This window comes from Geobacter argillaceus, from assembly GCF_007830735.1.
GTDB classification, from domain to species: domain Bacteria; phylum Desulfobacterota; class Desulfuromonadia; order Geobacterales; family DSM-12255; genus Geomobilibacter; species Geomobilibacter argillaceus.
Genome location: NZ_VLLN01000013.1, coordinates 33,641 through 57,743, shown reverse-complemented (window position 1 = coordinate 57,743; position 24,103 = coordinate 33,641). Strand labels below are relative to the sequence as shown.

Here is a 24,103-nt window from a genome sequence, read left to right as displayed (position 1 = left end):
AAATCATGGCAATCGGCGACATCTCTCTCACATCCGGCATGCGGAACAACCTGCTCTCCCTGCAGAACACCAAGCAACTGGTAGATCAGACCCAGGGCCGCCTCTCGACCGGCAAAAAGGTCAACACCCCGCTGGACAACCCGACCAACTTCTTCGCAGCGCAGAACGCAATGGCCAGAGCGGATGACCTTTCTACCCGCAAGGACGGCATGTCCGAGGCCGTCCAGATGATGAACGCCGCCACCGCAGGCATCAAGGGGATCACGGCCCTCATCCAGTCGGCCCAAGGCGTTGCCTCATCGGCTGCCGCATCCAGCGACACCGTGCAGCAGTCGGCCTATGCCAACACCTTCAACACCCTGCTGTCCCAGATCAACCAGTTGGCCAGTGACTCCGGCTACCGCGGCACCAACTTCCTGACCGCCGGCTCCCAGACCGTCGAATTCGGTCAGCGTACCGGAACAGCCACCCTTGGCATCACAGGCTTCAACGCGACTGCTTCGGGCCTCAGCCTGGCGACCACTTCCTCTACCAACTGGACGTCTTCGGCAAACATTGCCACCTCTTCCGGTTCGCTGGAATCGGCCCTCACCACCCTGCGGACCCAATCGGCAGCCATGTCCGCCAACCTGAGTGTTGTTACCACCCGTCAGAGCTTCACCGACAGCATGATCAACACGCTGCAGATTGGTGCAGATAACCTGACCCTGGCCGACACCAACGAAGAAGGCGCCAACATGCTGATGCTTCAGACCCGTCAGAACCTGGGAATTTCCTCCCTGAGCATGGCATCCCAGGCAGCACAGTCAGTCCTGAAACTCTTCTAACACCGGATCGGTCCTCGGGACTGAATTGATGCACTGAATAAATGGGGGGATGCGAGCATCCCCCCATTTTCGTACATCGATCCGTCAAACGGAGGGGCACCATATGTCAGTCAACGGTATTCAAGGCGCCAACGCTGCCAATCAACTCGTTGCGGGACCGTCACCTGTCGTTTCACCAAATCCGGGAGCCAGGCAGAACGAGAAATCAGGTCCAGGCCCAGTGGCTGACCAGGTTAGCGTCTCCAGCCCCGTAACCCTGAAAAACCTTGACACGGTCAAGGCTATCGAACAGTTGCACAACAAGATGAACTCGTTGATCAAAGGAGTACGAGAGACCAACGAATCGATCAACAACGCTGCAGTGCGCGTAAACGGCATGTCTTCGGCACTCGAGGGGATTACCAAGAACTTTCCCCCCTTTCCCTTGGGAAGCAAGGAGCGACAGGCTTTGCTGATGAGTTACACATCTATTCGGCAGGAGATATTGAAGATGACCGTTCCGCCGCCGCCATCTCCTATCTACGAAAAAGTAAAGTCGACGTGGGACTCCATTTTTGCCCAGAACGGCCATATGCTCACCACTGCCGTACCGGCGCTGGATCACAACAGTTCCGACCAGCAGGTTCAGGCCGCACTGTCACAGACACAGACCACCGGCAATAATCTTACGACCTTGAGTTCGGCGGTAACTCAAGCTCTGGTGCAGGCGTAACCGGCCATGCCGCTTAAAATACGCCTTAAGGCACACGAAAAGATCCTGCTGGGCAATGTGGTCATTACCAATGGAGAGCGTCCGGCTGAATTCTTTGTGGAGAACAAGGTCTCCGTCCTTCGAGAAAAGGATATCATGAAGGAAGACGCCGCCACCACGCCGGGACGACGTCTCTACTTTCTGGCACAGCTGATGTACATGGACAGTGGCAATCAGGCCTCTTACCACGCCACTTACTGGGAGTTGGCACGTGAGATCATCACTGCAGCCCCCAGCACCAAACCATTTCTTGAGGAAATCAGTACGCTGCTCTTGGAGCAGGATTTTTACCACGCACTCAAGGTTGCCCGACGATTGGTTGACTACGAAGACCAGTTAACGGAACCGCTTCGGGTCAGCTCGGCTGACTGATTCTCAGCAAAAACTCCCTAACCGACGCGGCGTCCCCACTCCGCCCTTGTTTCAGTAAAGCGCTTTCCAGCCTGGCCATGAAACCTGCGAGTTGTTCCGTTTGCAGATTCAGAGCGAGCAAGGCCTCCACACATTCGCCCACCGACTCTCCTCCAAGGTAACGAGCCAGTACTGAAAGCAGTCGAAGAACCAAATCATCCGGACAGCGACTGGCCATTTCGTCGAGAACTGCTGCGGCATCGTTTTGCGACGAGAGGCAGAATACGCAGACACCAAGATTGGACAAGGCGGCAGGATAGTCGGGCCGCAGAGCCAGTGCCCTGCCGGTAGCCTCGGCTGCCTCCTGCATCTGTCCTTGCTGTAACAGCAGATATCCCAGGTTGAACCAGGCCACGGAGCGCTCCGGCTCCTGTTCCAGAAACTCGCGCCATAGGGACTCGGCCTCATTGAAGAGTCCCAGCTCTCCCGCCTGTACCGCCAGTTCATAGATCGCCCTGACATCCCGAGCTTGTTCCAGTTTGCGCTTCCCGAGCAGATAGTAGAGATGCTGCTTCCTTGATCTGCGCCCCCCGTCAAGAGCACCATAGTGATGCACCGGGGTCGGATGGGGTCGGAGGGACAGACCGGCTCTCACTGCTGCCGCATCGACGGTCTCATGTACAACCCCTTCAAACCGTATGTCGGAACGGTTGGGAAATAGTCGGACCTTGTCGCTGCCGGTCCAACCAAGGCCTGCTTCTTCCTCCGGATATCCGCCATCAAGAGGTTGAAACCCTTCCATATTTGTCGCATTGGTATAGTTACGGGTGGTCATGACCGAACCGCAAGGAGGGCTCTCCATCAGAAACGTCCTGAACTGGGCGTAATCGCGAACTGAAATCAGTTCGTCGGCATCCATCACCAGTATCCAGTCCCCTTGTGCCGCGGAAAGGGAAGCATTGCGAGCTGCGGAAAAATCATCGCACCATTGATACGATAGCAGCTTGGCACCAAAGAGCTCGGCAAGCTGTGAAGAGTGGTCTTCCGATCCCGTATCCACGACTATCATCTCCTGAACGAGCGGACGGCACGAAAGGAGGCAATCCGGCAAGCGGCGTTCCTCATCCCTGACAATCATACAGAGAGAGACCCGCTTCCCAACTGGCGCCGGGCTGCTATGTAGCCCCAGTTCCCGCCTGGCGGACAAGCCGGCCGTCAACACCTCTTCATCCGGGCCGAACCTCGCACAAAAGTGCTCTGCTGCAGTGACCACCTCTTCGTGAAGACCGACGCGGGCGGTCCACACAACCAGCAGACGGCTGACCAGACGACTGTCGGGATAGAGCCGGTGGGCGCTCAATAGTATCTTCACCAGCTCACCGACACGATCTGGCGAAAGGACCTGCTCGATGATGCCTTCATAGTCGGAGAGCGTTGGGCTGAGCAGAATACCTTTGAGCAGCAGTTCCGAAGCGTATGCACGCTCACCCCGCTGGCAGGCAAGCAAGGCGAGCCATGGGTAGGGGCCGCCAAAACCGGGATCAGCAGAAACGGCTGCCCAAAGCAGGCGTTCAGCCTCCATCATATTCCCGGCGTCCAGCGCCGCCCGCCCCTGCAAGGTCAAGCTTGCCGCCCCACCCGGCGGGAACAGGTCACCGGTCTCGACGCTGCGGCTCGCGGCCCAAAGCGACATGGCGTACAGTTCGCGGAGCAGAGGGTCTTCAGCCACAGCACCCCCATCATCGGCAACTCGTTGCGCAACCATAGCGGACTGACCGGCCAGCATCAGGCGTTCGACGTCCTCACGCAGGCGGCAGCGGGTGATCTTTGCAGCCCAGGCGGGATCGTTCACCGGGGCGCTCCACTTCTCGCGGAAGAGCAGCCAGTTGTCACCAATGGCGCGGCGATAATCGATGCCGGCAGCCGCAAAGGTGATGCCGCCATAGTGGTGGAGATAAACATCGCCAGCGATTAGATTACGGTACCCGACGATAGCGGCTCTGAGGCAGAAGTCATCATCCTCGTAGTTCCCCGTACCGAACCGCTCATCAAGACTGCCGACCTCGCGATAGAGCTGCCGGGAAAACAGCATGCAAAAACCGACCAGGCGCCGGGACGGAACCCTGCGATGGCGATTATGTTGGCGAAAAAGCCTGGCATAACCGTCCAGACCGGCACTGCCGTAATCCTGCGTCCCTAGCCCCTGGATACCGCTGGCATTGTTGGTCAATGGGCCAATGATACCGGCAGCGGGTTCGGCATGGTGGCACTCCAACAGCCCGGAAAGCCATCCGGGGGTAACCAGCACGTCATTGTTCAGCAACACCAGATAGGTGCCGCTGGCCGCTGCCAGCCCCTGATTGCAGCCTGCCGCAAAGCCGCGGTTATCTTTGTTCTCAATCAGTCGGTAACGGCTATCCGTTTTTACCAATTCTCGCAGAAGAACCACCGTTCCATCGTCCGATCCATTGTCGACAAGGACAACCTCGTGGGGTTCAGGGGTATAGCGCTCCAAGGCTGCCAGACACTCCTCGGTGTAATGGCACTGATTGAAGGTGAGAATGATTATGGAGACCAATGGACTGTTTTCAGGTGATGGAGAGCTTGCCGCCGTCGGCAGAGTGAGGACCTGATCGAAACGGACCGAAGGATTGAAGTTCGGTGTAGTCGGGGCAAACCAATCGATACCCCATAGCTCTGACGGGGTCGGCACCCGACCGGCACCGTAGTGCTCTTCAAGGATGGAGTACAGCGCATCGCTGCTCTCGCAGAGCAGTTGTTCAGTTACGCTGCCAGGATCGCTCCGGAAACTGTGCTGACCCTCATGGTACACGAAACAGTCACTGGCGATCCTAAGCTCGTACCCGTGCAGCCGCAGCCGCCAGGAAAGCTCCAGATCATCATTCCCCAGAAAGAGCCGTTCATCCGGCCCCCCCAATTCGTCCAGCAGATCTCTGCGCAGCAGGAGGCAAAACCCGATCAACAACAGTGCCGTTTCATGACGCCCCGCATTTGATGCGTAAAGCCGGTCTGCAGCCGCCTGCACCCCCACATTCTCAGGGGGCTCCCCCAACCAGTGACAGTCAACCGACTGGCGACCGGCGGCGAAGTTGGAAACCGGACCGACAGCAGCGACGCGTGGGTTGTCGAGATGCGCAGCAAGTCGCAGCTGCCACCCTTCTGAAACAACGGCATCAGGGTTCAGCAACACCACCAGGGGAGCACGGCTGGCATGTATTCCCTGGTTGACGGCAGCTGAAAAACCTCGATTTGTGGTATTCGTTATGACCGTGAGGTGATCGGCGGGGAGTAGTTCCGCCAGGGAATGGAGTACAGCGGGGGTGCTGTCGCGGGAGGCGTTATCGACCACCACCAACTCGTCGCCCGGCTGCCTGGAAGCGAGAACGCTTGCCAGGCAGGGAGCGATGGTAGGGGAAGAATTGTAGGTGACAATAATGACCGCGGTGTTCACAGAGCAGCTAGAAACTCGCGGGCTTCGGTATTCCAGGGTTCAAGCTCCAAGACCCTGCGAATGAAGGTTCTAGCCTGGTCTCTCAGCTGATTGGCCTGCGAAATGATGGCCAGCGCGGAAAGCACCTCCGTATCCTTGGGGCGCGTCTTCAGCAGATCCGTATATATCTCGATTGCATCGTCAGTCCTGCCCAAGTGGACAAAATAAAGGTCGGCGAGATTCTTCTTATAGATGGCGTTATCAGGCTCGCACTGCACAGCCAGTTCATGGCAGCGGCCGGCTTTTTCGAGGTTGCCGCGCTTCGTCCAGATAATCCCCAGATTATTATGCGCCAAGGCATTGGCAGGGTTTTGCGCCACCATCTGCTCAAAGGATGCTTCCGCGTCGCTGTACTCATCAATCACCGCCGCCTGCTGGACAGGAGCCCCCGGCTTCACGGTCACCGGCACCGTTCGGTACTCGGCAGCAGATACCGGCCCATCAACTTGCGCCAAACGTTCGCGAAGTTCCTGGTTCTCGGGATTGATCTCGAGCGCCTTACGGAAGAAAACCCGCGCCTCCCCGGGACGCCCCACCTGGCTGCTGATGGCCCCCAAGGCCGTCAGAATCTCGAAGTCGTCGGGAAAGGCCTTCAGCAGTCCGGTAAGCATGCAGATGGCATCTTCGGTCCACCCGAGCACCACGCAGTAAAACTCGGCCAGGTTTTTGATGATGGTCGGTGTGTTCGGCTGGAGCCGATTGGCCTTTTCATAATGGGCCAAGGCCTGCAGCGGCTCTCCCACCTTATGGTAGAGCACCCCGAGATCGTTGTGGGCCAGTGCCACGTCCGGGAACATCTTCAAAAATGTTTTTACCTCGGAAATAGCTGCCTGAGGCAAATCCGAGAGCGAGGACTGCAATCGCTGGTATGCGCTCTGGGCCTCATACATGCTGTAGGGTACCAGTGAGGTGCTCATAGTGCCGCTCCTGTAATGAAAGTAAGCCAGATTCTACCCATCTTTGCAGATTATGCAACCGCTTTTATCCTGAAGCCGGGACTTATGATCAAGCACGGCCGCTATCCTCTCCAGCCGCCGGCGATGCCGCTCCTGATACCGTGCATGAATAGCGGCTATTTCCGGATCGGCAACACTGCGCCGGTTGCCGACACCATCCTCGGAATACCAGTAGAGCCCCGTTGTCTCCCGGATATGCAGCATCGGAAATCGCTCGCCAATCCGCAGCCACATCTCCTGGTCACCAATGGCCACGTACTGCTCATCGAAATACCCGACATGTTCATGCACGACTCTACGCCACATCGGATGGGGACCGACGCAACAGTTCTCCAGCAGGTACTCGAAGGAATAGTCGGCCCACGCGAACACCCCGCAGCGATCATGGCGCGCGAAGGTCTGATGCGGCTCCAGGGTCAACCAGGTATCGCCGTACGCCAGCATGACCTCGGGATGCCCGTCCAGCGCCTCTTTCAAGACCCTGCAGGCATAGGGTGCCAGCCGGTCGTTGGTACTGAACGGCATCAGATAGCGTCCCGTTGCATGACGAATTGCCAGGTTCCAGGCCGCGTAAATTCCTATCCGTTCCGGTGTCCGGATGTAGCGGATGTTGCTATGGTGTTGCTGGAACCGCTCAACCACGGCCCGTTCGTTTTCCGGTGATGCGGCGTCAACAACCACGACCTCCAACTGGTCGGCAATATCCTGCCCCATCAGGTCGCTTAGGCATTCGGCCATGAACGCCTCGGAGGAATAAGCGGAGACGATCACCGATACCGACGGTAGCGAGGGCATTATCGCCTCTCCAGTGAATCCCTCAGGTCCCTGATTGCCTGATCGTGGGGATTTATCGTCAGATACTCGTCGCACACTCCGCGGGCCTGTTCATGCGCACCGCAATCAGTGAGTACCGTACAAGCCACCCGTACGACATCGGCATCCTGGTAGTGGAGCGTGAGGATTTCGGGAAGACGCCCCAATGCCTCGGCCCGCTCGCCAAGGAGCCAGAGACAGCGGAGCAGATGGCCAGAGGCAACGGCCGAAGACGGGGACAACGAAATAGCATCCCGGTAACGGTCAAGGGCGGCCCGGTGATCCCCTATCATCTCCCGGCGTTCCCCCTCATCCAGCATCGCTGTTAATTTGACGCGAATACCGTCCAACTCCGCCATACTGCCGGCAAGTAAAGTCAGTATTCTGGGTTTGGTCAGAGAAAACAAGGTTATTTCGTTTTGCCAGAACTGGGCCGCATCGACTCGGCGCTCCTTAACCATGGTGCCAGTTATACCGATCAGGTCTTCGGCGTATTCACACCAGCAGCCGGTGCGGTTAGGATAGGGTGATCGTATGTGGTGCTCATTGATGAAGTCGGACATACGCTCACGCGTCAGCGCCAGGTGTTCAGGAGGTACGGGAAGCGCATCCTGTGGGAGGTGACATAGCTGCCGTTCCCTCGCTGCAAACGCCAATGCCTCTTGCAGGTAAGTGGCAGCAAAATTCTTGCTACGCTGATCACCATGGCTACGAAATCCTCCAAGCAGGGTATCAACAGTATGGAGTTGAGCATGACGGAAGAAACGGCACCAAAGATCCATGTCGCCGGCCAGCGATGCGCCATCATCGAGAGAGCCACCGGCAATCTCCCACAGTGACCTCCGCCAAAACGTACTTTCCTGCTGAATATAAGGCTTGTTGAACAGCCCTTCCAGAAATTTGCGTCGTGAAAAAACACATTTTTCCATGTCAATCCAGGCAAGATTCCCGGCATGATCCCACAGTGTTTTACGGCCCGTCAGCCAACTGACTTCAGGGTTGTCGACAAAAGTGCACGCAACCTTGGCAAAGGCCAGCGGATGGTACTTGTCATCCGAGTTCAACCAGGCCATGATCTCGCCGGTGGTGTGACGGAACCCCTTGGTGACGGCCCGGTAGTGCCCGCCATCTGGACACGACTGCCAGTAGGTCAGATGTTTTTCGTACTTCTTGATAATTTCAAGAGAACCATCGGTACTTCCACCATCCATGATGACGTATTCAAGCCGGGGGTACCCCTGGCCGAGAACCGACTCGATGCATTCCTCCAGGTATTCTGCCTGGTTAAAGGATGGAGTAACAATAGAGATTGCAGGGAGCATCCGGGACTAGCCTTCAATAATTTCAACTGAGTCCAAATCAAGCACATTTGAGAGTCGACTCCAGTGCAACGATTGCGGACTGTCTGGGTAGATTGATTGTGTCTGAACATAAACACAAGGAACGCTCGCATTACGGGTCAACGCATACTTTATGGCATTTATAACAACGTCAGGCCTGATGTCACACACACAATGGCATCGGCTATATTTGCACCGCCAGCTACAATTATAGCATTCAAGAGGATAGCAAACAGCTGTTGTCAGTGGAGAATATGGCAAAAACCTCCCAAAATGCCCGCCCCCTAATATTACAACATTGGGCAGCCCAACGGCACAGGCAATGTGAACGCCTGACGTGTCAAGCCCCACATAGAGACGTGCTCGCTTCATAATGGCAGCTAACTGCAACAAAGTTGTTTTTCCTGCAAGGTTATAGGCCCGACCAGAAAAATTTTTGCATAGTTCCTCAGCAGACTCTTCGACCTCAGCTCCGCCTAACACAAGTAATGTATATCCCTGTAACGCTTGAAGTACACGTTGGAAATGTGAATAATTTTTATGAGGCATAAGTGCGCCTGGGAAGACAACTATTGTCGAGTTTGAGTCAAGGTTCATCCTTTCAAAAAATTCTTCTGCCAAATCCTCATCTTTTTGAGATATCCAGACAATAGGATTGAGTTTTTGCGCAGAAATCTCTATTCCTCTCAAGAAGCTTCTATGTTTATCCAATTCGGTTTTGTCATTTGAATTGTTCGGTATAATACAGGTAAAATTTTTGTCAAATTCAACTTTAGGCTCGGGTAAAATATTGCAGGAATCGCCTTCACAAGCAATTTTTTGGGTAGTTTGAGTGCTTAACGCAAGAAAATAATTCTGAAAGTCTCGTGAATATACGGCATTTAAAAGAAGAGAAGGATTTAATTTATTGATATTATCAGCAATATCACTTCTATAACTTTCATTGTTCAGTAATTGCCATAAATTATAATCAATAATATTTTCGATAAAAGGACATTCCTTATACAGTGGGGCAACCCTGTCCTGGCAAACTAAGGTGAGTGTAGCATTGCGGTATTTTTCTTTAATATATGGTATCATTGACGATGCCAGGACATTGTCTCCTATCGCATCTGTGCGCAAAATAACTAAAGATTTTATATGACGATATTTTGCAATACAAAATCCGAATTTTTCACCTGATTCAACAACGATTTCAAATCGTGGGTCCTGCTTTATAACTTGCAGCGTCTTGTAGTGCTTGCAATGGAAAACGTCGTCCAGCATCAGGTAGCAATCGTCCTGTATCAACGTCATAAAGTACTGAAATTCCAAAAACCCAATATGGCCAGCACTGTCAAGTAACACGAAATCCGGCTTGAAGTGGTGTTGTGCCATGGCTTTATACAACAAATTGTCCGGAACATTATAGTTGGTTTCAGAGTAGTAGAGTTTGGCACGAACAGCTTCGTCATGATCATAGTAAATGGATTCGTATTCTTTGTTGCTGACGAATTGTTCCGCAATTTTTGCTTCATCGGGCAACATTGCTTTGGGCACGCTTAATCCGAGTTCAGCCTTGATTGTCATACCGTTTGCCCTGAAATATTCCACGGCCTGGCGATGATGCTCTGGGTTCACTTCTATTGTGGTGAAATCGGCATTGATCTGCAGGTCATGCAAAGCGCGCCAAATAATTGTGGAAGTTCCACGACCAAGATATGTACCTGTTTCTATAATGCTTGTAGGTGATATTTCCTGGAATAATTTCCGCAGTTCAGTTTCAAACTGGGTTTCTGCATCAACCGACATGGAAATATATTGCTTAGGTTTATGAGCGTCCAATGATTGATCAAAGAGCAATTCCCCTTTTCCCAAAGGCCAGTCATCTACCGTTGCATCATGCTTTGCCCAGGGGAGATAGTCTGCTGGGTTTACGGGACCTGTTGTCGTCTGCAGCCTGCGCCAATGCTTCACTGCATCATGATACCCGTAGTATATTTCCTTGAAACGTACCTGAGATTCGGTCGCATAGGCGAAATGCTGGAAAGTAATGCCAAGATCTTTCGTTTCGTCGCGGGTGAAAGGGTTGATCCGAGCGACATCCTGATTGTCCGCGCCGACCAGAATCGGCGGTTCGTGGGCTGCCCACTTCATTCCGGGGTGGAATCTCCAACCCCGTACCCAGTCATTCGGGTAGGTAGCCCAAGTGTTGACTGAGCTAACGTATTTTCTTGGCCCCACAAAATAGTCGCAATGGAAATATGCTGCCGTTTTCTCGGGAGAATTGACGAACAGTTCGTGCATCGCTGCAATCTGTTGCGATGTCCAAAGTTCATCCGCGTCTACCTGCCATAGCAGGCAGTTCTCGACAATATTTGCGAGGGGCGCGGAGACCATCTCAAGCTTGCCGTCCCAGAATTCCCCAGCCGGTTTACGGTAAAGAGAAACCTTGTCCGGATAGCTTTGGGCCAGTTGGTCGAGATATGCCGTAGTGCCGTCATTACTGAGGCCATTGTTGTGCAACTCGTCACTGATCATTCCGCCATTCGGAAGGCTCCAGGCGGTATCATGGGCAAGTTCCGCGACACCTTCGACAATATGCCAATGCCATTGGAACGGGAGTTTCAGAAATTGTTCGATATGGTGTCGTATAAATGGTGCACCGTTGAGGACGATGGTGAAGAAATGTATCGGCAGGGAGGGCTCATGCTTTCGGAATATCGAGTAACCGTTACGGACATTGAAATTCTCGCGCACCAGACGGTAGTTTGGGTCCGCTAATAGCCGTTGGCGGTTGGCATAATTTTTAAAACCGTTTATGTCGTCAAGAAGAATTAACTTTGCACCGTAAACTTCATCCAGTTCTGCCTTGCCGGTAAACTCGGACCCATCTATCAACACCATGTCGAACGTATCGATTCCGGTCTCGGTTTTTATGCATTGAATCCCGTTGTCACAAACGTCCGTTGATTTAATATAATCAATATCCTGTCGCAGCCAACCTATTACGCGCTCAAGGGGGTAGGCATTCAAGGCAGTAGGTGTCGAGGCATAGAACTTTGCGACCTCGGCTTCGGAAGGGAATTTGCTGACCGGAACCGATGATACGTTGTAGCAATTCACGAAATCCTTGTCGGCGTACCGCTTCTGTAACTCGCTGAAACGAGCCATGGAGACTTCCATGCAATACAGTTTGGGTTTGTTCTTGTTGTTGCTCAGGCCGGTGACAAAGGCTTCCGTACTGCCACCGCCAGCTGAGGAGCCAATTTCGAGAACATTTTGGACCTGTTCTTCCTGGGCCATTTTCTGGATCAGGAAATAGAATTCATCGTCTCTTATTTCCGGTGGGATAATATTATCAAGTTCCGAAGGACCACGATCATTATCCCGATTAGTTGCTTTTTGTTTCAGCAAATTTGACATCATCCTCCCCTGTATGGAGATATCGAAATGTTGTTTTACATATTCAGCGGCCTTGATCCTCATCTCTGGATAATTCTCAACAACTCTTATTGCTTTCAGCAGAGCTACAGATAATGATTCCGGGGTATTTGGGGCATACATGAAGCCAGTAACACCCTCTATTAATGTTTCCGAAACTCCACCAGTATTATGGACCAAAGGAATGCATCCGCAGGCTTGTGCCTCGATCGTCACCAGACCAAAGCTTTCGAGTTGAGACGGAAGACAGAGAATACTGTGCTGCCTATATAGTTCTGGCATCATATTGTTATGAATTACACCATGAAAAACCACTCCATCCAGAGCCAGTTCGCATAACGACTTCTCGTACAAGTCATTCTCATGCCACATGGCAGCACTGCCGTAAATATGCAGTTCCAAATCAGGAACATGTCGTTTCACCTCTTGAAATGCCTGCAAAAGGATATGTATCCCTTTATGGGGTACAATAGCTCCGGCAAACATGATTGAGTGTTCGTTCCGTGGTCGATTACTTGGGCAAAAATGTGTTGTGTCAATTGCATTAGGAAGAACTACTATCTTTGTGACTGGAATTCCGTGATCTGCTAGCGCCAAACGGTGTTGTTCCGACACTGCTAGCACGAAATCAAAATCTTCTAGACGCGTTAGCGTGTCCGCTTCCAGGCCCCAGCAATGCTGGTGAAGGAACCATTTCTGACTGGGAGGTTTAGGTGTACTCTGAAATGCCTGAATATGAGTAGCAAAAATCACTGCTGCGTACGTAGCAAGGAAGGCACTCCGCTCGCTCTCTGGGGGCAGGGGCAACAAGACATTGGCGCCACAACTCTCTACATGTGCGACATAATCCCCAGTCAGATGAATCGTCAAATCAGGACACGTTGAAGCTACTGCCTGTGCCAACCCGACCATGACGGCATTTGTCCCTGCCAAAGGGCGGTCGGTGTTGTGCAACCCGGCGTAGTAGAATAATACGCTACCGCCTTGATGCTGTTCAACACTGCCATCTCCCTTCAAATGATGGGAATAGTCTGCACTTGTACTGAGCGTAGCCTCCCAAGAGGATGCAACTTTTTGTATGTAACGACGCAGTGGTTTGGCCTTGGTCAAGTTGCCCAACAGTTCAAGCTCCTGAGCATGGCGGGTGGCTTCCAACATCATATTGTGCCATTGATAGAGAAACCCTTTAGGATGTTTCAGGCGAATCAAGGATTCACGAATTGCTGAGGGAAGGTCTAGACTCCCTTCAAACTTCTCAACGATATTACATATTGTTGCCTGAACGGTATCCTGTTGCGACGTGACACTCGGGCTTCCAAGCCATTCGGCAAGCCGGTCCAGAAGCGCTGTCGATGGGCCACATGAATGAATTATTGCCGAAGAGTTCACAGAAATGGTTATTGCCTCGTAGATCGCAGCCAAGGCATGTCTTGCATCGGACAGGTCAAGGAGTGGAAAAAGCTCCGGAAATGATCTCCCATTAATGAATTCTACAGCAGAAAATGCAGAATCAAAAAAACCTGCTTCAGGGAATGCGTTGGTGGTTTGATCGGAATGCCATCGTGTTACGCAGGTTCGACGATTTATAAAGCGCGACGGGAACTTTAAACTGATACGCAGCCACATATCGTAGTCTTGGCCGCTACGCCGCGCTTCGTTGAACAATCCGACAATACTGAATACGCTCCGATGCACGGCGATACTGTTACCATGTATATACGGCCCGAGGAAGAAACGGGAAACTTGAAAGGGGGGATCAGGAATCGGATTCCACAAATCAGGCTCGGTCTTTGCGCCGGTGGCATCATCCAAGTAGTAGAAATGGCTATAAAAAAAATGAGTCTCAGGGTACTCATGTATTGCTTTCAAATGCACTGCCAGCTTATCAGGCTCAAAAAGGTCATCGGACGAAAGCCAGCAGATCCATTCTCCAGTTGCGTGTTTCAACCCTTCATTAAGGGCCGTGGCCACTCCGCCATTAGGCTTGTGAAACAGACGAAACCTGCTGTCATTATCTGCATATTTTTGCAATATTTGTGTTGTATTATCAGTTGAGCCGTCATTAACAATGAGTGCTTCCCAGTTGGAATAAGTCTGGGTAATTAAGCTATCGAGGGCTGCTGTCAGATATTGAGCTTGGTTATAAGTGGGCACTACAATCGAAAACAAAACTGCTGGGTTAATTGTTTTAATTGCCCAAATAGCGCCATGCAGAACATCATATTTCTTTCCCATGTTGTCATACTGATGAAAGTCCGGTGACACCAAAATATCCCAATCAGCACCAAAATCTTCTGGCTCCCATCCAGATTTATGTTCCTGCCATGCACCGCCATCCAAACCCCACGCATCTTTCCCGTCAGGGTGGTGTTGGGGTATGAAGCCTAATGTTGTGAAAACAGCGATCTGATTGCGTGCGATCCGCTCAGTATCCTTAAGTAATTTAAGCGATTCTCCTTTTGGCAAATGTTCAATTATGTCTACCAAAAATACTGTATCTACTGATTTGTCAGGGAATATCTCTAAAACTTTTTCCCAATCCGCACTGACAAATTTATACTCTCTACTTGTGTCATTTTGTACCTTTTCTTTTAAAACTTTCAGATATTGCTCAAATGGTTCGCAGCATATATGTATCCTTGGCAGAATATAATTCTGTGGTCTTATACCACAGCCAATATCAAGTACAACATCTGCAGGTTTTAATTTAGCTATTGCAAACTCAAATAGCTGATCTGCTTTAACATAGGTAAGCTGCCCTTGGTTATGCGAAGCTATTAAAGTATTACTACCCATATTACTACCATGTTGTCTACTCATGCCCAATGACCTCGCCTATCACTTACAAAAGCCTGTCAGCATTTGCAATTATAACCTATCGCAATTTTCAGCACTACATCACTTACATTTTTCACCAAGTATTCTTTCGGCGCTTTCCAGCCAACCATACTCATGATGACCGTCTTAACACAACTCAACACTGATTCCACCTCTACTCCGCTCAACATGTTACTGCCGCACTCTAAAGTTTCAGGACGCTCTGTGACATCACGTATGGTAACATTGGGCACGCCGAAGATGGCACACTCTTCCTGGACCGTGCCGCTGTCGCTCAAGACGCAGAAGGCGTTTTTCTCCAACGTGATGAACTCAAAGAAACCGAAGGGGGGCATAAAGCGAAGCATGGGGTCCGAGGTATCCAGCCCGTACTGTTCCATGCGTAGCTTGGTCCGTGGGTGGGTACTGATGATGAAGGGTAATCCATATTCCTTCTGTAGCCGAGCAAAAGCTTTCGTTAGACTCTCGATACGATCTTTGACATCCACATTCTCGGCCCGATGCATCGTGACAAGAAAGTACTTGCCCTTTTCTATGGCCAAATCGTCGAGAATGCGCGATTGGGCAATCTGGGGCTTGTAATAGGTTATGACCTCATTAATGGGATTGCCGGTAACGTAGATACATTCGCCAGGAATTCCCTCCCGCAGCAAATTCTGACGACTGCGTTCAGTATAGGGCAGAAGAATATCGCTGGTATGGTCGATAATGCGACGGTTGACCTCTTCCGGCACCCTGTCGTCGTAACAACGGTTACCTGCCTCCATATGGTAGACTGGTATGCCGGCCCTTTTGGCGGCAATTGCAGACAGGGCGCTGTTGGTGTCACCTAGGATCAGCAGCCTGTCCGGCTTTTCCCAAAGCATGACCTTTTCACAGGCCTCCAAAATCTTGCTGACCTGAGCCATGGCGGTAGCGCCGTTGCACCCCAGTAAGTGATCAGGACGACGCAGTCCTAGCTCTTCGAAAAACAGCTCGTTCAGTGCATGATCGAAATTCTGGCCGGTATGCACCAAAACGTGATCGCACAACCGGTCCAGCTTGGGTATTATCCGGCTCAGTCGGATGATTTCCGGACGCGTGCCGAGGATGGTCATGATCTTCATCGCAGCATTTCCCCATCCCCTTCTGGTTCGCCGCCATACATCAGATCATGATGCGCAAGTAATTGGCTGGTCTCTTCTAGCGACAGCAACGTGTCTCCCGAACTGTATTCCTTCATCAAGGCAGCACCTTCGACTGGAGTACCGCTCAATTCCGGGAGCATCGGACGGATCGCATAATACTCCCCACGCGGATAGGTCCGCAAAGCCTCTTCAACGGAAACCATGATCTCATGAACCTTTTCCCCCGGCCTGATACCCGTGATGGAGATTTCGACCGGGCGCTGGCCGATCAGAACCTTTGCAACATCTATGATCCGGGCTGCTGGAACACGCGGCACAAAGGTCTCTCCGGGCTCAGCATATTCAAGAGCGGCGGCAATGGTATCCACGGCTCGTTCAAGAGGAAGCAGGAAACGGGTCATCTCTTCGGTGGTGATGGTGACAGGGCCTCCGTTTCTGATTTGCTCGTGAAAAAGCGGTATCACCGAACCACGTGAAGCGAGGACATTGCCGTAGCGCACACAGATGAACCGTGTTGCAGGCGTTGTGATATTACCGGCAATAAAGACCCGCTCCTGAAGGGCTTTCGTCATTCCCATGACATTGACCGGCTTGCAGGCTTTGTCGGTGGAGACGCCGACCACAGTTGACACCGGCAGGTCGTGTTCGCGAATTGCCCGGACGATGTTTTCGGCGCCCAAAATATTGGTCTGGACCGCTTCATGGGGGAAATATTCGCAGGATGGCACCTGCTTGAGCGCAGCTGCATTGATGACGATATCCGCTGTTTTGATCGCTGCTGTTACCGAGGGGTACGAGCGCATATCCCCGATCCTGAACTCAAGCAGTTGCGCAAAGTTGTTGTAAATGACCTCATCTGTCACCCTGTTTTTCTGTTGGTACTCCACCCGCATATAGTGCTGCTTGGCCTCATCGCGGGAGAAGACAATAATTTTTTTCGGTGTGCCGTTGGAGCCAGCCAGAAGGCGTCGTGTGAGCACCTTGCCCAGCGAGCCGGTTCCTCCTGTGACTAGAACCGTTTTTCCTTCAAAAATCCTTTTTTTCACGATGTTTGCCTTTTGTAATAATGTTCTGAAGATGTGAAATCTAAGTGCATGCGTTGAATCATAAGTTCCCATTTGGGAGGGGCATATCCGGTTGCCTGACGGAACCGCCGTGAATCAAGCGATCTATCGGCGACGAATTCATAATACGGTTCAACACCAGTTTCGATACCATACTGTTCGGCGATCATCTTCAACAGATCACATTTGCTGATAGGATCAGAAGAGACGTGATAGAGTCCACGTAATTCCGGATTGGGAATTACGTGATTTATGATGATATCAGCGAGTTCAATTGTAGAAAAACCCGAAAAAATTGCCTTCGTGTAACCTTGTACGGTTCCGGTTTGCTGCAGAAACCATTCTACCAAGCCGTAATGAGTGCCAAGTTCATGTCCGATGATGGAGGTCCGCAAAGTAACACAATGGCAATAGTCAACTTCTCCAAGAAACTTCGTGCGACCATACAGGTCAGAGGCATTTGATGGATCGCTCTCCTGATAGTTGCCTTTGAGACCATCAAAAACACAGTCGCTGCTAACATGAATCAATCTGGCAGATACAGCTTTGCAAAGCATTGCAAGCCGGTGAGGAAACAGTGAGTTTACCGAGAGGGCAGGAATATGTTCTGTCGCTGCAGAATGCTGCTTTATGATTCCGATGCAGTTGATTACCTGATCGGGCTTGAACTCTCCGATTACCTTGACTAGTGAGTCGAAGTTATCGGCATCGACTCCACCGGATATTCTCTGTAGCCTATCTGAAGGAAGATATTCTCGAAGAATCTCAACCCTGCGCGCAGTGGCTCGGACATCGTAACGGCTTGCCCGGAGCAGCCGAACGAATAGCGTATGCCCCAACATCCCGGATGCTCCGAGTACAAGGATTTTAAAAGGGAGAACCGGCATCCCCCTACCTCCTCGAGTCATAGATATTATCAACAACTCCAGAGACAGCTTTCAACTTCCGCGCCAACCCCCGCAACAGTTCATAAATCATAGACAACCACCAAATCAATCTACAAAGTTCGAAAGGAAAGGTCATCAATTTGACACCTCTTTTTACCGGCAATTAGTTTTGACATACCACGCCCATTTCGCTAAGGTTACGCCATGGAACATCTGGTGGGAACCTACGGCTACTTGGCCCTCTTCGCGGTCAGCTTCCTCGCTGCCACCCTCCTCCCCCTCGGTTCGGAGTGGCTTCTGGTCGGCGGCATCCTGAAAGTGCCGTTTGCCCGGTTCTCGCTCCTGGTGCTGGCCGGCAAGAGTGCCCGGTATGCCGTTGTTGCCTACCTCACCATTCAGGGTGCAAACCTCCTTAAACCGTTACCAATTCATCCATGATAAAATGCCGGAATAAAACCCTCAGCAACGGCCTTCGCATGGTTTCGGTAGAGATGCCAACCCTGCACAGCGCCGAGGTCGCTCTCTACGTCAAGGTTGGCAGCCGCAATGACCCGGCCGGAAAGGCCGGACTTGCCCATTTTCTGGAACATATGCTCTTTCGGGGCACGGCCGAACATCCGACCAATCTGGAGTTGGAGACCGCCTTCGAGGCGATCGGCGGCAGTGTCAATGCTTCGACAGACGAGGAATGCACCTGCTATTTCTCGAAGATCCACCCGGACCATATCGGGGAAGGGGTTGCCCTTTTTTCCTCCATGCTGCTGCGGCCCACCCTGCAGGGGATTGACGTCGAAAAGCGGATCATTGCCGAGGAAGCACTGGAGGACCTGAACGACAAGGGTGAGGAAATCAATACCCACACCCTTGCCAGTCGGCTTCTCTGGCCCGACCATCCCCTCGGACAGCCGACGGTCGGTTCGCTGGAAAGCATCCAGTCGTTCGCCCGCACCGACCTGCTGGAGCACCTGGCAGCCTACTACGTGCCCGTGAACTGCGTGCTCGTCGCAGCGGGCAAGGTGCAGACCGACCATTTTTTTGCCGCCGGAGAAGCCGCCTTTGGCAACTGGCCCGGGGTGTCGCCACCACCTCTGGTCCCGGTCACGGCACTACCCGCTGCCGGTCCCCGCTGCCTCTTCGTGGCTGACCCGGACAGCCAGGTCCACCTTCAGGTCTCATTTCGCGGCGTTGCACGCGGGGACCGGCGCTTCGTGGCAGTGAGGCTGCTGCGCCGGATTCTCTGCGGAGGCGGCAGTTCCCGCCTCCATCTGAACCTCAGGGAACGGCTCGGCATCGTCTACTCGGTGGATGCCTACGTTGCCGGCTACGAGGAGACCGGTGCCTTTGCCATCGACCTGGCAACCGCCCCGGAAAACCTGCTCAAGGCGGTGAGCGAAGTCCTGGCAGAGACCGGTCGGCTGTGCCGCGGCGATCTGGGCCATGACGAGCTGGAACGGGTCAGGCAGGGGTATTTTTACGATCTGGAGTACAGCCGGGATTCGGGATACGAAATGCAGGTGCGGTACGGATGGGGCGAACTGATGGGGGTGGGGCGAGACATCGAGGAAGACCACACAGAGGCGGCCGCCCTCACCGCTGCGGACATTTGCACGGCCGCCAGTGAGCTCTTCTGCCGCGACAACCTGCACCTGGTTGCCGTCGGGCCGTGGCGTAAGGCGGATAAAGGAAGCATCGAAAAGATCCTGTCCGCCTACGACCCGGGCTAGCAGCCGCCTGGGCTGATGTTAATACACCGCCTCCACGACCGTAACCCCAAGTCGGCCGACCAGCCCGGCGATCACTGCCATGTCGTCCGGCCCGTCCCCTTCTGCCAACTTGATGTGGGTCGCATCGGCCGGAACCTGCCCGAAGGTTGGATCAACAGCCACCCACTGACCGGCATAACTTTCCGCCCAGCTGTGGTAGAGGAACCCCTTACCGGGGAGGTAGACCAGGCCGGAGACAAAGCGGGTCGGGATGCCCGCCGACCGGGCAAGGGAGGCATAGAGCCGGGCATGGGCCTGACAGTTGCCCGTGCGCTTTTCCAGGGTTTCCACCGGTGACTGGCTGTCACTGACCGACTCGCCGATGGTCTTCGCCACCCAGCTGGTCAACAGGGTGATCTTCTCGGCAGGGGACCCGGCGGCGGCAACGATCCTGGCGGCAGTGGCCCTGATCTCCTGGTGATCGGGAATGATGCGTAGTGTCCCCTGAAGATGGCTCCGCCCCCCGTCGGGAAGCGGATCGCCCGGTTCAGGCCGGAACGAGGACGGGATCACGGTAACCGCCAGCGAGCCCCCCTCCCGACGGAACTGCTGTCCCCCCCCGTCCGGTAACGTCATCCCTTCCGGAACCCCGGTAAGGAGAACAACCAGCCGCTTCAGCTCCGCCGGGCGCTCGATCGGCCGGGAAAGCCTGATCAGGCTGTAGTCGAGGGCGAAGTCGCGGCGCGACACTGCCGCGTCCAGCAGTGCCCGGCGGGCATCCTCCCGCTCCTCGGCAACGGTCAGGATCAGGCCATCACGAACCGATTCACGCACCGTGTTGCCACTCTTGTCCAGCCAGATGTCGTTATCCACCAGTGAGTAGAGGTCATTCCGCAGGTGGATCAGCTCCCCGCCGTCCGCCCCCTTCTCAAGGGCTACCGCCTCCACACTGACATCCTTCACCTTCACGCTCTCCACGTCCAGCATCTGCAGGCGGTATTTCCTGCCGGGAACGACCCCCTTCATCATCGGATAGAGGTTCAGGACCGGCGGCGGATAGAGAGCGGCCTTTGCCTTGAGCAGTTTCTCCTTGGTGCCGTCGGCCGTCTCGACCGTCACCCTGACCCCCTTGGCCTCCACCTTGCCGCGCAGTTTCATGGGGCTCTTGTCAATAACCTGCTCCACACTGAAGGAGCGGAGCGTCAGGTCGCGATTCACCAGATACTCTTCCCGGGCCGACGCCTCCCGGGTAAAGCCGAGCACCACCATCCGCGCACTGCTGTCGCTGGCAATCCAGTAGCCATCGGGACGCTCCTCGACCTGTAGCCGGGCAAAGCCAACCCGTTCCCCCCCCATGGAAATGGCAAACCAGCGCTCTCCGACCGGCACCGTCGTGAGGGGGGTAACCCCTTTAGGCCCAGCAAGACAGGGGATACCGGTCAAGACGATGAGAACAAACAGCAAAAGGCCGGGGAAAACCCGGCCGGTAGCAATCGTGCGCACGTTGGACATGTGGGGATCTATTCGGTGAAGATCGGCTCTTTAGCCGTCTCTGGTCGTTTCTCCGGTTGCTTCAGCGAACACTGGCAACCGGCTCCGGTACGCTCCGCCTCGTGGGTGGAACGCTGCTTCTTTGCCAAAAAGTTCACGTAATCCAACAGTTCCTTTTGCGCATCTGGTGTCAGATTACGAAAATCCGCCAACAGTTTTTGCTCGTCCATATGCAGTGTCATGATGCCTCCCATTAGTACGTAACATTCTTTATAGCATAAAGTGGCCAAGCCCGCAATTGACACGGGCAGATCATTCAGGCCACACGCAGTGAGCATCCCGTAGGGAGGTTTTCCTTCCCGATATGCAAAAAAAATCACGTTGCCGACTGGCAGGGTTGGGTGTATTCTTACATCAAAAGAAAACGATTGCGAGAGCCGAGAGGCTCTCATTATGCCCTAGTCGACTTGCCCTCCTAGTCACTAGGGTGTTTTTTTACCCCCGCCCCAGAGTGTGCCACTTCTTGCACATTTTTTTCAAATCCATTATTCTGCCAGAAATATCTCCGGAGCGATGCCATGCACCCCATCACCACAAATCCCGACAAGTGCCGTAAATGTTACTCCTGTGTCAGAAGCTGCCCGGTCAAGGCGATAAAGGTTGAAGAAAGTTATACCGAAATCATTTATTCCCGCTGCATCGGCTGCGGCAACTGCCTCAACAACTGTCCCCAGAAGGCAAAGCAGGTGTCCGACAAGCTTGTCGAAACCGAAAACCTGCTTGCCTCGCCAGAGCCAGTGATAGCAGTCCTGGGCAGCTCGTTCCCGGCATTTTTCCACTATGTGACCCCGGGGCAACTGGTGGCAGGACTGAAGCAACTCGGGTTTTCCGAAGTCCATGAAGGGTCTTCCGGTGTGGAGTTGATTGCCAGTTCGTATGCAAAGGTAATGGAGGAAGCTTCCCACCCCCTCATCGCCTCCCACTGCCCAGCAGTGGTCGATCTCATCGAACGCCACTATCCATCCCTCATCGACTACCTGGTACCGGTCGTCACACCTATGGTGGCCACGGGTCGCCGGCTCAAGGAAGTGTACGGCGCACAGACCAAGGTTGTTTACATAAGTTCCTGCATTGCCGCCAAATTCGATAACCACCCCAACACAAACTACGACGCCATCGACGTTATTTTGACCTACCGGGAACTGGACAACTTCTTCCGCAACCGCTCCATAGCGCTCTCAGCCCTCCCGGAGCAGCCGTTCGACGGCATCGAACCACACCTGGGCCGGCTGTTCCCCATTGCCGACGGAGCGTTCAAGGCCTTTTCCATAGCCACCGATCCGCTCGACACGGAGATCATTGCCGCCCAGGGAGAAGTCAATGTCATGGGACTCATCAAGGACCTCGCCCAAGGTCGGATCAGCCCCCGCATGGCCGATCTCCGCTTCTGCTATGACGGCTGCATCGGGGGACCCGGCAAGAACAAGGAACTCACCAGCCTCTACAAACGGAACCTGATCATCTACCATTTCAAGAAGGGGGCACCGTACCAGACGCTCCCCCTCTACCGCCAACAGATGCCCCTCCCATCGCTTGAGCGGACGTTCAGCGACAAATACGCCCCGCTGCAGCAACCCAAAGGAACTGATATCAAGCAGATCCTTCAGACAACCAACAAGCTGACCAGAAAGGACGAACTGAACTGCCGTGCCTGTGGCTACCGGACCTGCCGCGAGTATGCAGTGGCCGTGTACCAGGGATTGGCCGATCTCGACATGTGTCTGCCGCACAACCTGCGGCAACTGGAAGAGGATCGCGGCCGGCTCCTGGAAAAGTACGAACTGGCCCAACGGGAACTGGACAAGGAATACGGCGACCAGTTCATCGTGGGGAACGACCGGAAGACCACGGAGGTGCTGGATCTGATCAAACAGGTCGGCCCCACCCCCACCACCGTCCTGATCCGGGGAGAATCCGGGACCGGCAAGGAGCTTACCGCCCGGGCCATCCACCGCTACAGCAGCCGCAACGACAAGCCCCTGGTCACGCTCAACTGTACCACTCTCACCGACTCGCTCCTGGAAAGCGAACTGTTCGGGCACAAGAAAGGGGCCTTTACCGGCGCGATCGCCGACAAGAAAGGACTCTTCGAAGCCGCCGACAATGGCACCATCTTCCTGGACGAAATTGGTGACATCACCCCCAAATTGCAGGCCGAACTCCTCCGCGTCCTCGACTCGGGCGATGTCCGCCCGGTCGGCGGCACAACTACCAAAAATGTGGACGTCCGCCTGATCGCCGCCACTAACAAGGATCTGGAGGCTGGTGTCAAAGAAGGATGGTTTCGCGAGGATCTGTATTACCGCCTGAACGTCTTCACCGTCACCATGCCGCCGCTCCGCAAGCGGACCGAATCAATCCCCATGCTCGCCCACCACTTCCTGGAAAAAACGCGCACCAAATTGAACAAGCAGATTGTGGGAATAGAGGACCGTGCCATGAAGGCGATGATGCGGTATGCCTGGCCGGGCAATATCCGGGAGATGCAGAACATCATAGAACGGGCTGCGGTGCTCACCCATGACGACACGATCCGGCTCGGCAACCTGCCGCTGATCTTCGCCGAAAACTACGTGGAAGAGGCGCCCGAGGTGCTTGACCTCAAGTCGTTCAAAAAGGAACGTGAACCCCACGTCATGCGGGTGGAAAAGAAGCTGATCCTTCGTTATCTGTCAGAAGCGGGTGGCAATGTGTCAAAAGCGGCACAACTTGCCAATATCCCGCGCCGCACCTTTTACCGCATCCTTGACAAGCACGGGCTGAAGGGGAGGAAGAGAGACACCGAACAACCATGAATAGTGATTACAGATTGTTACTGTCGTAGCATAAGATATTATTTATTAGCAACTTCACTCATTACCCACAACCCGTTGGATAATCTTTTTAGCGCTGATGTATATTATTTGCCGATGCGTGCCACAAATGGCACAAATTATTCCCCCCCCAACCCTTCTCCACACA

At 53.6% G+C, this 24,103-nt stretch carries 16 protein-coding genes; 6 read left to right on the top strand and 10 right to left on the bottom strand.

What is annotated here, in order from left to right:
- Positions 1-5 precede the first annotated feature (5 nt).
- The 3 genes from JN12_RS11645 to JN12_RS11635 all read left to right on the top strand — a co-directional run bounded on the left by JN12_RS11645 (position 6) and on the right by JN12_RS11635 (position 1,950).
- Complete coding sequence (locus tag JN12_RS11645) at positions 6-827, top strand: flagellin N-terminal helical domain-containing protein (RefSeq protein WP_145022890.1); 822 nt, start codon at positions 6-8, stop codon at positions 825-827.
- A gap of 103 nt (positions 828-930) precedes the next feature.
- Complete coding sequence (locus JN12_RS11640) at positions 931-1,539, top strand: hypothetical protein (RefSeq protein ID WP_145022888.1); 609 nt, start codon at positions 931-933, stop codon at positions 1,537-1,539.
- Between the two features lie 6 nt (positions 1,540-1,545).
- Positions 1,546-1,950 (top strand): flagellar biosynthesis repressor FlbT, encoded by a 405-nt coding sequence (locus tag JN12_RS11635; protein ID WP_145022886.1) that lies wholly within the window; start codon positions 1,546-1,548, stop codon positions 1,948-1,950.
- On the opposite strand, the gene JN12_RS11630 is transcribed toward JN12_RS11635, so the two are convergent.
- The 8 genes from JN12_RS11630 to JN12_RS11595 are packed head-to-tail and all read right to left on the bottom strand — an operon-like array spanning position 1,934 to position 17,888.
- Positions 1,934-5,401, bottom strand: a complete 3,468-nt coding sequence (locus JN12_RS11630) for a glycosyltransferase (RefSeq protein WP_145022884.1) — start codon at positions 5,399-5,401, stop codon at positions 1,934-1,936. The two genes, JN12_RS11635 and JN12_RS11630, sit on opposite strands and share 17 nt — an antisense overlap.
- Positions 5,398-6,357: a tetratricopeptide repeat protein gene (locus tag JN12_RS11625; RefSeq protein ID WP_145022882.1), complete on the bottom strand. Its 960-nt coding sequence runs from the start codon at positions 6,355-6,357 to the stop codon at positions 5,398-5,400. The genes JN12_RS11630 and JN12_RS11625 overlap by 4 nt, the downstream gene beginning before the upstream one ends.
- 33 nt (positions 6,358-6,390) lie before the next feature.
- On the bottom strand, positions 6,391-7,191 hold the full coding sequence (locus JN12_RS11620) for a glycosyltransferase (RefSeq protein WP_145022880.1): 801 nt from the start codon (positions 7,189-7,191) through the stop codon (positions 6,391-6,393).
- Positions 7,191-8,531 (bottom strand): glycosyltransferase family 2 protein, encoded by a 1,341-nt coding sequence (locus JN12_RS11615; protein WP_145022878.1) that lies wholly within the window; start codon positions 8,529-8,531, stop codon positions 7,191-7,193. Before JN12_RS11615 ends, JN12_RS11620 begins: the two co-directional genes overlap by 1 nt.
- A gap of 6 nt (positions 8,532-8,537) precedes the next feature.
- The gene (locus JN12_RS11610) at positions 8,538-14,792 is read right to left on the bottom strand and encodes a glycosyltransferase (RefSeq protein WP_145022876.1); all 6,255 of its coding nucleotides are present in this window, start codon (positions 14,790-14,792) and stop codon (positions 8,538-8,540) included.
- Positions 14,793-14,827: 35 nt separating this feature from the next.
- A complete protein-coding gene (wecB, locus tag JN12_RS11605) occupies positions 14,828-15,916 on the bottom strand; it encodes a non-hydrolyzing UDP-N-acetylglucosamine 2-epimerase (RefSeq protein WP_145022874.1) in 1,089 nt (362 codons plus the stop codon).
- A complete protein-coding gene (locus JN12_RS11600) occupies positions 15,913-16,983 on the bottom strand; it encodes a polysaccharide biosynthesis protein (RefSeq protein WP_211360535.1) in 1,071 nt (356 codons plus the stop codon). Before JN12_RS11600 ends, wecB begins: the two co-directional genes overlap by 4 nt.
- Positions 16,980-17,888 carry a dTDP-4-dehydrorhamnose reductase family protein gene (locus JN12_RS11595; RefSeq protein WP_145022870.1) on the bottom strand — a complete coding sequence of 303 codons (909 nt, stop codon included), beginning with the start codon at positions 17,886-17,888 and terminating at the stop codon, positions 16,980-16,982. Before JN12_RS11595 ends, JN12_RS11600 begins: the two co-directional genes overlap by 4 nt.
- Before the next feature lie 204 nt (positions 17,889-18,092).
- Here JN12_RS11595 and JN12_RS11590 point away from each other — a divergent pair, with 204 nt between their 5' ends.
- Both JN12_RS11590 and JN12_RS11585 read left to right on the top strand, forming a co-directional pair.
- On the top strand, positions 18,093-18,326 hold the full coding sequence (locus JN12_RS11590) for a YqaA family protein (protein ID WP_145022868.1): 234 nt from the start codon (positions 18,093-18,095) through the stop codon (positions 18,324-18,326).
- The gene (locus tag JN12_RS11585) at positions 18,323-19,612 is read left to right on the top strand and encodes a M16 family metallopeptidase (protein WP_145022866.1); all 1,290 of its coding nucleotides are present in this window, start codon (positions 18,323-18,325) and stop codon (positions 19,610-19,612) included. Before JN12_RS11590 ends, JN12_RS11585 begins: the two co-directional genes overlap by 4 nt.
- 18 nt (positions 19,613-19,630) lie before the next feature.
- Here JN12_RS11585 and JN12_RS11580 read toward each other — a convergent pair whose 3' ends face one another.
- A complete protein-coding gene (locus tag JN12_RS11580) occupies positions 19,631-21,103 on the bottom strand; it encodes a transglutaminase-like domain-containing protein (protein WP_145022864.1) in 1,473 nt (490 codons plus the stop codon).
- Positions 21,104-21,111: 8 nt separating this feature from the next.
- Entirely contained in the window at positions 21,112-21,324 is a 213-nt protein-coding gene (locus JN12_RS11575) for a DUF2281 domain-containing protein (protein WP_145022862.1), read from the bottom strand.
- 336 nt (positions 21,325-21,660) lie between these two features.
- Between JN12_RS11575 and JN12_RS11570 the strand changes: the two genes are divergently transcribed.
- Positions 21,661-23,937 (top strand): sigma 54-interacting transcriptional regulator, encoded by a 2,277-nt coding sequence (locus tag JN12_RS11570; protein ID WP_145022860.1) that lies wholly within the window; start codon positions 21,661-21,663, stop codon positions 23,935-23,937.
- Positions 23,938-24,103 lie beyond the last annotated feature (166 nt).

Excerpts from the sequence above, each read along its gene's own strand:
- JN12_RS11580 (WP_145022864.1), bottom strand. The coding sequence starts at position 21,103 with ATGTCCAACGTGCGCACGATTGCTACCGGCCGGGTTTTCCCCGGCCTT.
- JN12_RS11640 (WP_145022888.1), top strand. The coding sequence starts at position 931 with ATGTCAGTCAACGGTATTCAAGGCGCCAACGCTGCCAATCAACTCGTT.
- JN12_RS11620 (WP_145022880.1), bottom strand. The coding sequence starts at position 7,191 with ATGCCCTCGCTACCGTCGGTATCGGTGATCGTCTCCGCTTATTCCTCC.
- JN12_RS11610 (WP_145022876.1), bottom strand. The coding sequence starts at position 14,792 with ATGAGTAGACAACATGGTAGTAATATGGGTAGTAATACTTTAATAGCT.
- JN12_RS11575 (WP_145022862.1), bottom strand. The coding sequence starts at position 21,324 with ATGACACTGCATATGGACGAGCAAAAACTGTTGGCGGATTTTCGTAAT.
- JN12_RS11570 (WP_145022860.1), top strand. The coding sequence starts at position 21,661 with ATGCACCCCATCACCACAAATCCCGACAAGTGCCGTAAATGTTACTCC.
- JN12_RS11585 (WP_145022866.1), top strand. The coding sequence starts at position 18,323 with ATGATAAAATGCCGGAATAAAACCCTCAGCAACGGCCTTCGCATGGTT.
- JN12_RS11615 (WP_145022878.1), bottom strand. The coding sequence starts at position 8,531 with ATGCTCCCTGCAATCTCTATTGTTACTCCATCCTTTAACCAGGCAGAA.
- JN12_RS11635 (WP_145022886.1), top strand. The coding sequence starts at position 1,546 with ATGCCGCTTAAAATACGCCTTAAGGCACACGAAAAGATCCTGCTGGGC.
- JN12_RS11645 (WP_145022890.1), top strand. The coding sequence starts at position 6 with ATGGCAATCGGCGACATCTCTCTCACATCCGGCATGCGGAACAACCTG.
- JN12_RS11625 (WP_145022882.1), bottom strand. The coding sequence starts at position 6,357 with ATGAGCACCTCACTGGTACCCTACAGCATGTATGAGGCCCAGAGCGCA.
- JN12_RS11595 (WP_145022870.1), bottom strand. The coding sequence starts at position 17,888 with ATGCCGGTTCTCCCTTTTAAAATCCTTGTACTCGGAGCATCCGGGATG.
- wecB (WP_145022874.1), bottom strand. The coding sequence starts at position 15,916 with ATGAAGATCATGACCATCCTCGGCACGCGTCCGGAAATCATCCGACTG.
- JN12_RS11590 (WP_145022868.1), top strand. The coding sequence starts at position 18,093 with ATGGAACATCTGGTGGGAACCTACGGCTACTTGGCCCTCTTCGCGGTC.